We start from the raw sequence: 12,650 nt of genomic DNA on the forward strand, positions 1-12,650 counted from the left end.
AGTCCGAGACTCGGCAGTTCATGGCGTGCGCGAAAGGGCAACGGCCAGCCCGACGGTCCCGGCCATGATCAGCAACTCGCCCACCGCCAGTCGCCGGAACGCCGCCGGATCCCCAGTAGCCAGGTCCGGCAGCGTCGTACGCCGATGCCACCAGCCGACCAGGACGAGGATCGCGAACGCCACGGCCTTGGCGAACACGAGAGCGCCGTATCCGCTCGTCACCCACTGCGTGATCAGCCCCCACCCGTCCTCCCGCCCGCCGAGGTGGATCTCCGCGGTCACCAACCCGGTGATCCCCATCGTCACCGCACACACCAGAGCCAGCCCGCTGAACAACTCGACCGCTTCACGAGAGCGGGCATACCGCAGTACGCCGGCCAGTCCGCCGATCCACACCGTGGCCGCGAAGACGTGCACAACCAGCGAGGTGGTCGCGAGGACCGACCAGACGCTCGTCCTCTCGATCGCGCCGTGCCCGGTGAGCAATGGACCCGTCAACGCCGCGGCAGCCAGCAGGACGGCCCAGCGGGCGCCACGCACCGTTCGGCATCCGCTGAGGACGACGGCCAGGATCGCCGTGAGTACGACGGCCACCGCGAGCGCTCTCACCTGGCTCAGTTGGCCGGCCGGGGAGGCATGCTCGGCCAGATGCGACAGCGGGATACCGAGGATCACCGCGGCCGTCGTGACCAGCCCGCCGATGCTCGCCACGGCCCAGATCCCGGCGGCCAGCGCGGCGTCCTGGCAGGCCCGCAACGCCTTCGTGCCGAGCTTCCCGTCGGTGGCCGGCAGGAACAGGACGACGGCCAGCAGCGCGCCGCCGGTCGCTATGGCGGCCGCGTCAGCGACGAACCGCAGGATCGGAACCGACCAGGACAAAGGCATTCCGGCACCGAGGAGTCCGGCCGGCAACGGCTTCGGCGCACCGCCCGCAGCGAGCAATGCCACCACCATCACGACGATGCCGGCGGCAACCATCCCGGCCGCCACCAGCCGGCCCCTGCCACGGAACGGACTGCCTGCCGAGGTTTCGGCTCCCACCGGCACCTCGCTCATTGCGAGGCCGGGCGGCGGCGGACGATCACAACCGCCAAAGCGACCACGACCAGCATGACCAGGCACATGGCGACGATGGTGACCGTGTTCGAGCTGCTGTCCTCCTGGGCGGTCGGCGTACCGGCGGGCTGGGTGGCGGGGTGACCGGCGTGGGTGACGGTGAAGGACCCGGTCACTGTGATCGGGTGGCCGTCGGCCGACACCACGCGGGCGTCGACCTCGTACCGGCCGGCCTCGATCATCGCGCCGACCGGCTGAGTCACCGTGTTGTCGACCACCTGCACGTCCCCGCTGGCGACGTTCGTACCGCTCGGGGACTTCACCTGCACCTGGGTGCCGTTGCTGCCGACCGGCTCGTTGAAGGTCAGCACCACCTTGGTCGGCGGCGCGGCCATCGACGACCCGTCGACAGGTGTCATCGACTCGAGTTTGGCGTGCGCCGCCGCCACTCCGGTGGAAACCACCAGAGCGAGCAGCGACGCCACCAGTACTGCGATCAAGCGGCGCACGACTACGACTGTGCCTTCCCGGAGTCCGCCGTACCAGCCGCCGCCTTCCGCGGTCGCAGGCCGAAGGCGAGACCGAGCAGTCCGACCAGCAGTCCGGCGCCGCCGAGCCAGCGAGCCAACGAGTCGGTTGAGTCCTTGGTCTCCGAGGTGGTGGCCGCGACCGGAGTGATCGCGGCGGCCAGCTTCAGGGTCGGCGCCGGGTGCTCCGGCTCGACAGCGCCGTCCTTGGCGACGTCGGCCCACTTGACCACCTCACCGTCGCTGTAGGTCTGGTCGGCGGGGAAGCTCAGCGCGTCCACGCCCTCAGGCAACTTGCCGACCGACAGGGCGAACTCGTCGAAGTCGTTCGGCGGGATCCCGCCCGCGGTGGCGGTCCAGGTGATCGTGGTGATCGCCTGGGTCAGCGTGACGTCGCCGACCTTGACCGCCGCGGGCAGCTTCTCGGTCTTCTTCTCGACCTTCCACCCGTCCTTCACCTGCGCACCGACATGCGCGAACGGGTGGTCCTTGGGCAGCGATACGACGAGCTTGGTCGTGCTGGTGTTGTCGGACTCGGTCGGGACGCGGAACACGAGCTTCGCGTACCCACCGGGCTTGGCGTCCGGCGAGGACACGGTGACATGGGCCGACGCCGAGGTGGCGGCTCCGACCAGGACGAGCGCGGACGCCGCGACGATCGCGCCGGCGCGCAGGACGAATCTCTTGGGCATGAGAGAACCTTTCACGGTCTTACGGGGAACCCGGCCGGAGCCGGTCAGCGAGCTGGGATCACTCGGGTGACCGGAGGTCCTCGCAGACAGACGTTCGAGGTCAGCCATGCCCCGACGAGCCGGGGCGCCGGCGTGTGGGCGACCCGGGCGGGCGACGTACGCCGTACCGCAGGCAGGACCGGCAGTTGGGGCAGGAAACGGGCCAGGATCCGCAGGATGCGGTAGACCCAGCGGTGAGCCCCGGTGATCGCGAGGACCCCAGCGAGCAGCACGGACAGGTGGGCTGCGGTCATCATCAGACTGCCGCCGATCCCGGACGGCATCACCATCCCGTGGTGCATCGGCGGATGCGCCGCGTCGAGCGTCACGTGGACGAACAGCTGCACGCCGGCGAGGACAAGGGCCGTGAGGAACCGTTCCCCGGCGAGGTACTCGCCGAGCAGCCAGCACACACCGGCCAGTGCGGCCAGCGGTGGCACGACGCCGAACGGAACCGCTCTGCCGCCGACGAGCGCGTGACCGACCACCGCGACCGCGACGCTCAGCGCCGCAACCACGGACGTCGCACTGCTCTCGACCGGCATGACTGTCCCCTCGCTCCAGTCACTCTACGGTCAGGAGCGCTGAGTGGTTCCCTCGGTGAAGCGCAGTACATCCCCACACACCAAGTAAGTAGTCCGGCACAGGGCGTTCGCCTGCTGGAGGCGTCGTCGGCAGGTGGTGAGCTGCCGTAGTAGATGATGGGCCGCATGGACGTAGCGGTACTGGAGGTCGGGGGCAGCCACGTGACCGCGGCGGTCGTGTCGCCGGGTGGGTGGGACGTAACAGTGGTCGATCGGGTCAAGCTCGAGTCGCAAGAGGCGCCCGAGGCGGTGGTCGGGCAGCTCGCGGCGGTGGCCCGGAAGTTGCCGCTGGCAAGCGGTCTGGCGGTGGCCCTGCCCGGGCCGTTCGACTTCGCGACCGGCGTGGCCTGGTACCGCAACCAAGGCAAATTCGATCAGCTGTACGGCTTCAACCTCGGTGAGAGTCTGGGTGCCGAGCTCGTCCTGGATCGCCTGATGTTCATGAACGACGCCGAGGCCTTCGCGGTCGGTGAGTGGACCGCGGGCGAGGTCCGCGAGGTCGAGCGCTGCGTCGGCGTCACCATCGGCACCGGCATCGGTACGGCGTTCCTCGCCGACGGTCGTGTGGTCCGCGAGGGCGAGTCCGTGCCGCCGGGCGGTGAGCTCTACAAGACGTCGTACGACGGGAACCCGCTGGAGGACTCGATCTCCGCCCGGGCGATCCTGCGCGCGTATCCGGACCCGGTCCCAGGGGTCAAGGAGGTCGCCGACCTCGCCCGAACCGGAGACCACGTCGCACAGGGGGTCCTCGAGACCGCCTTCACCCACCTCGCATCGGCCCTCACGCCGTGGATCGATCGATTCGGCGTGACCAGGACCGTCCTCGGTGGCTCGATCTCCGGAGCCTTCGACCTGGTCGAGTCCGTCTTCGACTTCCCTGTCTCCGCCACGCAGGACACCGAGCATTCGGCCCTGATCGGCGCCGCTGCCCACTACGTCCGCTCCCGCTGAACTGTCCGAGTCTCCGGTTACGGTCGCTCCATGAAGATCGCTGCGCCGCGGCTGCGCGCCACCCTCGACTCCGCGTCGCCGGACCCGGACGACATCGCCGACGAGGAGCGGCTGCTCGATCTCGCTCTGGAGGACGTGGATCTGAGCGATCTGGAGGCCGAGCACCTCGAGCTGAGCGGCTGCCGGCTGACCCGGTGCAAGCTCGCCGGTTCGGACCTGGACAAGCTGATCCTGGTCGACACCGCGCTGACCCAGTGCGACATCGCGAACGCCCGCTGGTCCGACGCGGTGGTAACCCGGCTGGCGATCACGTCGTCCCGGCTGACCGGGTTCGCCGGCCCGGGGATGAGCCTGCAGCACGCCACGATCCGGGACAGCGTGCTGGACTTCGGCTCGTTCCGGTTCGCGAAGTTCGTGAAGGTCGAGTTCAGCGACTGCCGGCTGCAGAACGCGGACTTCGTCTCCGCCGACCTGACCGGGGCGGTGTTCCGGAGCTGTGACCTGTCCGGAGCCGAGTTCTCCCAGGTCAAGGCGCGCGGCGCGGTGTTCGTGGACTGCACCTGGGACGGCGCGAAGGGGCTGGGTTCACTGGCCGGCGCGACCGTCGCCGCCGCCTCCCCGATCGACACCCTGGCCTTTACCAGCGCGGTCACCGTCGCGACCGGCATCACACTCGCCCATCCCGACGACCTCGACGTTCGCTGACGCCCCGGTCCGGGGAAGGAGCGTGAGCCTGCCCACGCGGCCGCCGGAGCGGTGGGAACGCCCATTAGGGTGGGGCCTGTGACTGACTCGACGATCATCTACACCCACACCGACGAGGCTCCGGCGCTGGCCACGTACTCGTTCCTCCCCGTGATCCAGGCGTACGCCGGTCAGGCCGGTGTCGGGGTGGAGACCCGGGACATCTCACTCGCCGGCCGCATCATCGCCCTCTTCCCGGAGTACCTCGAGGAAGACCAGCGGATCGCGGACGCGCTGTCCGAGCTCGGCGAGCTGGCCAGGACCCCGGCGGCGAACATCATCAAGCTGCCGAACGTCTCGGCCTCGATCCCGCAACTGAAGGCCGCGATCGCCGAGCTGCAGGCCCAGGGCTACGCCCTGCCGGACTACCCGGACGAGCCGAAGACCGACGAGGAGCGGGCGACCCAGGCCCGCTACGACAAGGTCAAGGGCTCCGCGGTGAACCCGGTGCTGCGCGAGGGCAACTCCGACCGCCGCGCGCCCGCCTCGGTGAAGAACTACGCGAAGACCCACCCGCACCGGATGGGCGCGTGGACGGCCGACTCCAAGACCAACGTCGCCACCATGGGTCAGAACGACTTCCGCTCGACCGAGAAGTCGACCGTGATCGAGGCTGACGGTTCGCTGCGGATCGAGCTGGTCGCCGCGGACGGCACCACCACTGTGCTGCGGGACGCGGTCCCGGTGCTGGCCGGCGAGGTCGTCGACGCCTCCGTCATGCACGTGGCCGCGCTGCGTGAGTTCCTGACCGCGCAGGTCGCCCGGGCGAAGGCCGACGACGTGCTGTTCTCGGTCCACCTGAAGGCCACCATGATGAAGGTCTCCGACCCGATCGTGTTCGGCCACGCGGTCCGCGCGTTCTTCCCGAAGACCTTCGCGCAGTACGGCGAGACCCTCGCGAAGGCGGGCCTGTCCCCGAACAACGGGCTCGGCGGGATCCTGTCCGGGCTGGCCGCGCTGCCGGAGGGTGACGCGATCAAGGCCTCGTTCGACGCCGAGCTGGCCGACGGCCCGGCGATCGCGATGGTCGACTCGGACAAGGGCATCACCAACCTGCACGTGCCGTCCGACGTGATCGTCGACGCGTCGATGCCGGCCATGATCCGTACGTCGGGCCACATGTGGGGACCGGACGGCGCTGAGCACGACACCCTCGCCGTCCTGCCGGACAGCAGCTACGCCGGCATCTACCAGGTCGTCCTCGACGACTGCCGCGCGCACGGCGCCTTCGACCCGGCCACGATGGGCTCGGTGCCGAACGTCGGCCTGATGGCGCAGAAGGCCGAGGAGTACGGCTCGCACGACAAGACCTTCGAGATCGCGGCCGCGGGTACCGTCCGGCTGGTCGACACCGCGGGTACCGTCGTCCTCGAGCAGGCCGTCGAGCCGGGCGACATCTTCCGCGCCTGCCAGACCAAGGACGACCCGATCCGGGACTGGGTCAAGCTGGCCGTCAACCGGGCCCGTGCGACGGGTGACCCGGCGGTGTTCTGGCTGGACGAGAACCGCGCGCACGACGCTCAGATCATCGCGAAGGTCAAGGGGTACCTGCCGGAGCACGACACCGACGGCCTGGAGCTGAAGATCCTCGCTCCGGTCGAGGCGATCAAGTTCTCGCTGGAGCGGATCCGCCGCGGCGAGAACACCATATCGGTGACCGGCAACGTGCTGCGTGACTACCTGACCGACCTGTTCCCGATCCTCGAGCTCGGCACCAGCGCGAAGATGCTGTCGGTCGTCCCGCTGATGGCCGGCGGCGGCCTGTTCGAGACCGGCGCGGGCGGCTCGGCACCGAAGCACGTGCAGCAGCTGGTCAAGGAGAACTACCTGCGCTGGGACAGCCTGGGTGAGTTCTTCGCGCTGGCGGCGAGCTTCGAGCACCTGGCCCAGTCGACCGGCAACGCGCGCGCCCAGGTCCTCGCCGACACGCTCGACCGGGCGACCGCGACGTTCCTGAACGAGGACAAGTCGCCGACCCGCCGCGTCGGCGGGATCGACAATCGGGGCAGCCACTTCTACCTGTCGCTGTACTGGGCGCAGGAGCTGGCCCAGCAGACCGACGACGCCGACCTCGCGAAGGCGTTCGGCCCACTCGCCGAGACCCTGACGGCAAACGAGCAGACCATCGTGGACGAACTGCTCGCCGTCCAGGGCAACCCGGTCGACCTCGGCGGCTACTACCAGCCCGACCCGGCGAAGGCGGCCGCGATCATGCGCCCGTCGAAGACCTGGAACGACGCGCTCGCGTCGATCTGATCCAGCACAAGAGCGCCCGGCGGCCAGGAAGGCCGCCGGGCGCCGTGCTTGTCACGACATGAACGGGACGCGGGTCCAGCTCAGGGCGGCGGGGTTGCGGGAGTCGATCGTGACCCGCAGGTAGTTGTTCACACCGGTCGAGCCGTCGACGGTGATCCGGGACAGGTTCGCCGCCGGCGTGGTCACGCCGTAGAACGCAGTCCACGACGAGCCGGCCGCGAGCGGCTTGTCGCTGTTGTACACGTGGCTGTCGCCGTTGAAGAGGTACACCGGGCCGCGGAAGTTCGCCGCCTCACGGGCGATCTCCTGCACGATCGGCTGGAACGCGTAGTAGTCCGCGAACGACGGGGTCGCCGCGCTCGGGTCGAACATGTCGGCCTGCGTCAGCAGTACGACGGCCTTGTTGTGCTCGTCGCGAGCCTGGGCGAACGTGTCGTGGATGCTCTGCATGACGGCCGCCGTCCGGTTGAGAACCTCGGCCGACTGCTCCGGCGTCGGAGCCGTCTTGCCGGTCCATGGCGCCATGCTGTTGTTGCTGCCGACAATGTGCAACGCCGCGAACGCGACGTTGCCGCGAGTGAACCGGACATCCTCCGGAATGCCCTGGGCGACCTGGCTCTCGACCTTCGCCGAGTGCTGACCGAGCGTGCGGCCCGGCTGCGGGAAGAACACCTGGCGGACCATCGCCAGCCGCTCCAACGGGTTGTACCCGCCGTTGTTCGCGCGGTGGCAGTCGGTCCACTCGTTGTCGCCGATGGTGTAGACGAACGGGTCGGCGAAGCGGTCGAACTGCGTCTTGACCTGCGCGAAATACTCGTCGCTGCAGACCGACGAGCCGTCCTTGATGTCCCCGAGATGGCTGACCAGCTTGACCTGCTTGTCCGCGTTGATCTGGTCGACCACCTGCGGGAACCGGGCGATCTGCGCCGGTCCGTACGGGACGTCGCCGATCACGGCGAAGGTATAGGTGTCCGGCCCACGGTCCGCTGCGGCGGACGGGATCCCGACCGCGAGCCCGATCAGAGCCAGACACGCGGACAGTACCGGCGCACGACGTACTCTCACGACTTCCTCCAAATCCGAGGGGATACGGGCCAACTTTTCGGCCCGATGGTGAACGCCGGTGCGCCACCGCATGAACTTCACCGACTGAGAATCCGCTGATTGCGCCTCCGCAAATGCGTAGCAGGTGCCTGAGCCGCGTTCCTACACTGGCGAACATGACAGCGACCCGATCCGTGCTTGCCGCACAGGCAGCGGACTTTCCCCGGTGGTACCAGGATGTGATTGCCAAAGCCGAGCTCGCCGACAACGGGCCGGTCCGGGGGACGATGGTCATCCGACCGTACGGGTACGCGATCTGGGAGTTGCTGCAGTCGGCCATGGATCTGCGGATCAAAGCGGCCGGAGCGGCCAACGCGTACTTCCCACTGCTCATCCCGGAGAGCTACTTGCGCCGCGAGGCCGAGCACGTCGAAGGATTCAGCCCCGAGCTCGCCGTGGTGACCCATGCCGGCGGCAAGCAACTCGAGGAGTCGGCAGTGGTACGGCCGACGTCGGAGACGGTCATCGGCGAGTACATGGCCAAGTGGATCCAGAGCTACCGCGACCTGCCCCTGCTCCTGAACCAGTGGGCCAACGCCGTCCGCTGGGAACTGCGGCCACGACTCTTTCTGCGGACCACCGAGTTCCTCTGGCAGGAGGGGCATACCGCGCATGCGTCCGCTGAGGAAGCCCGCGCGTACGCCACGAAGATCCTGTGCGACGTCTATCGCGACGTGATGGTGAACCTGCTGGCGATCCCGGTCGTGGTCGGACGGAAGACTCGGCGTGAGCGGTTCGCCGGTGCGGTCAACACGATGACACTGGAAGCGATGACCGGTGACGGCAAGGCCCTGCAGATGGGTACGTCGCATGAGCTCGGGCAGAACTTCGCCCGCGTTTTCGACATCGGCTATCTGTCTCGCGACGGACAGCGCGAGCTCGCCTGGACCACCTCCTGGGGCAGCACCACGCGCATGGTCGGCGGCCTGATCATGGTGCACGGAGACGATGCCGGCCTACGGGTCCCGCCTGCCGTTGCTCCCTCGCAGGTCGTCGTACTCGCGATCAGGGACGAGGCGCTCGAGGCGGCCGGACGGATCGCCGCGGACCTCACGGCGGCCGGTCTGCGCGTCACGCTCGACGACCGGACCGACCAGCCGTTCGGCCGGCGGGCGGTGAACTGGGAGCTGAAGGGCGCCCCGATCCGGATCGAGCTCGGGCCCCGCGACCTGGAGCAGAACGTCGCGACCGTGGTCCGCCGGCTCCACGACTCGGGCAAGTCGACCGTGAACCTGGCTGACCTGACCTCGACCGTGGTAGCCGCGATCGAGGCGGACCAGACGCACCTGCTCGAGGAAGCGACGAAGCGGCAGACTGCGCGGACCACAGCCGTCGCCAGCGTGGAGGAAGCGCAGGAGGCAGCCACGTCCGGCTGGGCCAGCCTGCCGTACGACGTCGTCGGCGAGGAAGGCGAGGACCGCCTGGCCGCAGCAGGCATCTCAGTCCGCTGCCTCCAACGCCCCGACGGCGCCCTCCCGGCCGAGGACGACGAACGCGGCCTAACCGCCTTTGTGGCCCGCTCCTACTAGCTGTTGTAGGGCTCGGCCTCCAGCTTCAGACCGGAGGCCGAGCTCGGCGTCGTGACGGTGACAGAGCGGCTCTCGCCCGGTAGCAACCAGAAGTAGTTGTCCGAGTAGAGCGCCGGGAGCACCCGCTCGCCGGCCCGGTCTCGCAGCGACAACCGGACCATCGCCGCCACCGACTTCCCTGTGTTGCAGACCGTTGCACTCTCGGGGCGGTGGGATAATTCGGAATTAACAGCCACCCGGGAAGTTACTTCATAGTTTTAAGTATGTCGAGAGATCACCGCGCCAAGTACCTGCGGATGTCGTCGGCGACCTGGGCCCGGTTGGCCATGCCGTACTTGCGCAGGATCGCGCTGAGGTGGGTCTTGACCGTGTTCAGGCTGACGCCGAGCTCGGCGGCGAGCTGGTCGTTCTCGAGGCCGTCGACGAGCAGGACCGCGACGCCCTGCTGGGCCTTGGTCAGGCTCGTGTACCGGCGCTCCGGAGCCTCGTCGGTGTCCATCAGCATCTCGATCAGCTCGGACTGGATGTGCTCGGTGGCGTCGACGATCCGAGCCAGGTGAGTCTGTACGGACGCGCCCACGTCCGGCTCGTCCATCGCCTCCTCGACCATCTCCCGGATCGACGCGACCCGGTGGGACAGGTACTCCATCACGTGGTCCGACGTCAGCAGGTTCGGCCCGATGTCGCCGGCCGGCAGCCGCCGCAGCGCTTCCCGGTCCTCGCCCTCGCGGGTCAGCACCCGTTCGACCAGGCTGCACAGCCACTCGAACGCGCGGATGGCGTTGTCGTCGTAGCTGTTCGACGCGTAGCTCTGCATCGACAGCATGCCGAACAGCTGATCCGGCCCGTCCTTCGTCGGCCGGAAGATCGGTACCGTCACCACGTCCTCCGACCGCCGGACGGCATCACCGAGCGGGATGCCGGCGTGCAAAGCGGTACCGCCGTCGTAGGCGAAGCGGTACGTCTGCCGGCGCTTGATCAGCCAGGAGGTCTGGCCGTTCGGGCCGAAGATGTGCGTATCCGGGTCGACGTACCGGCCGTCGTCGTACGCGTAGGGGTAGCGGACCCGGTTGCTGCCCTGCAGGAAGCCGACGAAGAACGCGTCGACACGTGCAATCTTGCCGGCCACCACCCGTACGTAGTCGTACAGGCCGTAGTGGTCGGCACGGAACAGCGCCTCGATCTTGTGGTAGGCCTCGCGCAGGATGATCGCGGTCTCCGCGTCGACCCTCAGCGGGGCACCCCTGTCTCCTTCCACAACGCCGGCTCCCAGAAAACCCAGCTTTTCGTCGATCATTCGACTATGCCGCCAGGCCCCCTGGATTGCCAAGCACCAACGCGCCTCAGCCGTCGGCGCACAGCAGTCGCGGGTGGTGGGTTCGGAGTTCCCGAGTCGCCCTCCCAAGCCTCGGTCGAACTCCGCACCACCACCCGCGACCACGATCAGGACGTCTGATTGAGAGCCCCCGCGTCGATCGATCCCACGCCCCCTGCGAGATCCTCGACCCCCCGACTGTTCCTCCGGACGTCCTGCCCCTCCACCCCGCTGACTACACCGTGCCACCGATCACGGAGCATGCCTATCGCCCGCCGTATGAGATTGTTGTGTCCTCAATCTCACCCCGGGGATGAGAGACGATGTAGTCGTTTTCGCAAGCGTTTCGGCACGGAATTCGTTGTACGACGGGCTATTCGGTCACCAACTCGTGTCGAGCGGCTTGCCCTCGGCGTACCCCGCGGCGGTCTGCAGGCCGATTACAGCGCGTTCGTGGAACTCGGCCAGGTTCGCGGCGCCGACGTACGTGCAGGAGCTCCGGATCCCGGAGACGATCGAGTCCAGCAGGTCCTCGACACTCGGGCGTTCGGGGTCGAGATACATCCGCGCAGTCGAGATGCCCTCGCCGAAGAAACTCTTCCGGGCCCGCTGGAACGGCGTGTCGTCGGTCGTCCGCGACCGGACCGCCCGCGCCGATGCCATCCCGAAACTCTCCTTGTAGATCCGCCCGTTGCTGTCGCGGTGCGGATCCCCCGGCGACTCGTACGTCCCCGCGAACCAGGACCCGATCATCACGCTGGACGCGCCCGCGGCCAGCGCCAGCGCCACATCCCGCGGATGCCGCACGCCGCCGTCCGCCCAGACGTGCTTGCCGAGCTCATGCGCCCGGGTGGCACATTCCAGCACCGCGGAGAACTGCGGACGACCGACCGCGGTCTGCATCCGCGTCGTGCACATCGCCCCTGGCCCGACGCCGACCTTCACGATGTCCGCGCCGGCCGCGATCAGGTCGCTGACGCCTTCGGCGGTGACGACGTTGCCAGCCACGATCGGCACGTCGGGCTCGAGACCGCGGACCTGCCCGAGGACCTCGAGCATCCGCTCCTGGTGCCCGTGCGCGGTGTCGATCACGAGGGTGTCGATGCCGACATCGAGCAGCGCCTTCGCCTTCTGCGCGGCGTCCCCGTTGATCCCGATCGCGGCCGCGACCCGGAGCTTGCCGTTCGCATCGAGGGCAGGCTCGTAGAGGGTGGCCCGGAGCGCGCGCTGGCGGGTCAGGATGCCGACGATCGTGCCGTCCGCATCCACCACGGGCGCGAGCCGATGCCGGCCGTCGTGCAGCAGGTCGAACGCCGCCTCCGCGTCCATGCCGGCCGGTAACGTCAGCAGCTCGCGGGACATGATCCCGTCCAGCTGGGTGAACCGATCGACACCGGAGCAGTCCGCCTCGGTCACCACGCCGACCGGCCGGCCATGATCCACCACGATCACCGCACCATGACCGCGCTTGGGCAACAGGTTCAGCGCTTCACCGACGGTCCCGGTCGGCGGCAGCACGAGCGCGGTGTCGTGCACCGGATGCCGTTCCTTGATCCAGGCAACCACCTCGGCCACCACGTCGACCGGGATGTCCTGCGGAATCACCGCCAGCCCGCCACACCGCGCGATCGTCTCCGCCATCCGGCGCCCCGACACCGCTGTCATATTCGCCGCGACGACGGGAATCGACGTCCCAGTGCCGTCAGTCGTCGACAGATCCACGTCCAGCCGCGACGCGACCCCGGACCGATTCGGCACCAGGAACACGTCACTGAAGGTCAGATCCCCCGCAGCCTCCCGATCATGATGAAACCGCATGGCAGACCCCTTCCAGCGGACCGCTAAACCCCGCC

Annotated in this window: 12 protein-coding genes; 4 read left to right on the forward strand and 8 right to left on the reverse strand. The window is 68.6% G+C overall.

The genetic code is table 11. The annotated features are described in order from the left end of the window. Nucleotides 1-18 precede the first annotated feature (18 nt). The 4 genes from ACZ3HV_RS31605 to ACZ3HV_RS31620 are packed head-to-tail and all read right to left on the reverse strand — an operon-like array spanning nt 19 to nt 2,859. Nucleotides 19-1,041: a CopD family protein gene (locus ACZ3HV_RS31605; RefSeq protein WP_465689577.1), complete on the reverse strand. Its 1,023-nt coding sequence runs from the start codon at nt 1,039-1,041 to the stop codon at nt 19-21. A gap of 11 nt (nt 1,042-1,052) precedes the next feature. Beyond that, a complete protein-coding gene (locus ACZ3HV_RS31610; protein ID WP_465689579.1) occupies nt 1,053-1,565 on the reverse strand; it encodes a copper resistance CopC family protein in 513 nt (170 codons plus the stop codon). A gap of 2 nt (nt 1,566-1,567) precedes the next feature. Continuing rightward, the gene (locus ACZ3HV_RS31615) at nt 1,568-2,275 is read right to left on the reverse strand and encodes a YcnI family copper-binding membrane protein (protein ID WP_465689581.1); all 708 of its coding nucleotides are present in this window, start codon (nt 2,273-2,275) and stop codon (nt 1,568-1,570) included. 44 nt (nt 2,276-2,319) lie between these two features. Continuing rightward, the gene (locus tag ACZ3HV_RS31620) at nt 2,320-2,859 is read right to left on the reverse strand and encodes a hypothetical protein (protein WP_465689583.1); all 540 of its coding nucleotides are present in this window, start codon (nt 2,857-2,859) and stop codon (nt 2,320-2,322) included. 165 nt (nt 2,860-3,024) lie between these two features. Between ACZ3HV_RS31620 and ACZ3HV_RS31625 the strand changes: the two genes are divergently transcribed. From ACZ3HV_RS31625 to ACZ3HV_RS31635, 3 genes are all read left to right on the forward strand, one after another. Then, a complete protein-coding gene (locus ACZ3HV_RS31625) occupies nt 3,025-3,849 on the forward strand; it encodes an ROK family protein (protein WP_465689585.1) in 825 nt (274 codons plus the stop codon). 30 nt (nt 3,850-3,879) lie between these two features. Next, a complete protein-coding gene (locus ACZ3HV_RS31630; RefSeq protein WP_465689587.1) occupies nt 3,880-4,554 on the forward strand; it encodes a pentapeptide repeat-containing protein in 675 nt (224 codons plus the stop codon). 78 nt (nt 4,555-4,632) lie between these two features. Next, nucleotides 4,633-6,849: an NADP-dependent isocitrate dehydrogenase gene (locus ACZ3HV_RS31635; RefSeq protein WP_465689589.1), complete on the forward strand. Its 2,217-nt coding sequence runs from the start codon at nt 4,633-4,635 to the stop codon at nt 6,847-6,849. 51 nt (nt 6,850-6,900) lie between these two features. Here ACZ3HV_RS31635 and ACZ3HV_RS31640 read toward each other — a convergent pair whose 3' ends face one another. Next, nucleotides 6,901-7,914 carry a metallophosphoesterase gene (locus ACZ3HV_RS31640; protein WP_465689591.1) on the reverse strand — a complete coding sequence of 338 codons (1,014 nt, stop codon included), beginning with the start codon at nt 7,912-7,914 and terminating at the stop codon, nt 6,901-6,903. A gap of 155 nt (nt 7,915-8,069) precedes the next feature. Between ACZ3HV_RS31640 and proS the strand changes: the two genes are divergently transcribed. Beyond that, nucleotides 8,070-9,482, forward strand: a complete 1,413-nt coding sequence (proS, locus tag ACZ3HV_RS31645; RefSeq protein WP_465689592.1) for a proline--tRNA ligase — start codon at nt 8,070-8,072, stop codon at nt 9,480-9,482. On the opposite strand, the gene ACZ3HV_RS31650 is transcribed toward proS, so the two are convergent. From ACZ3HV_RS31650 to ACZ3HV_RS31660, 3 genes are all read right to left on the reverse strand, one after another. Next, nucleotides 9,479-9,718, reverse strand: coding sequence for a glycoside hydrolase family 2 protein (locus ACZ3HV_RS31650; RefSeq protein WP_465689594.1), 240 nt, complete (start codon nt 9,716-9,718; stop codon nt 9,479-9,481). The two genes, proS and ACZ3HV_RS31650, sit on opposite strands and share 4 nt — an antisense overlap. Nucleotides 9,719-9,756: 38 nt before the next feature. Next, entirely contained in the window at nt 9,757-10,740 is a 984-nt protein-coding gene (locus tag ACZ3HV_RS31655; RefSeq protein ID WP_465689596.1) for a helix-turn-helix transcriptional regulator, read from the reverse strand. 438 nt (nt 10,741-11,178) lie between these two features. Continuing rightward, on the reverse strand, nt 11,179-12,615 hold the full coding sequence (locus ACZ3HV_RS31660; protein ID WP_465689598.1) for a GuaB1 family IMP dehydrogenase-related protein: 1,437 nt from the start codon (nt 12,613-12,615) through the stop codon (nt 11,179-11,181). Nucleotides 12,616-12,650 lie beyond the last annotated feature (35 nt).

It is taken from the genome of Kribbella sp. NPDC020701 (assembly GCF_055562215.1).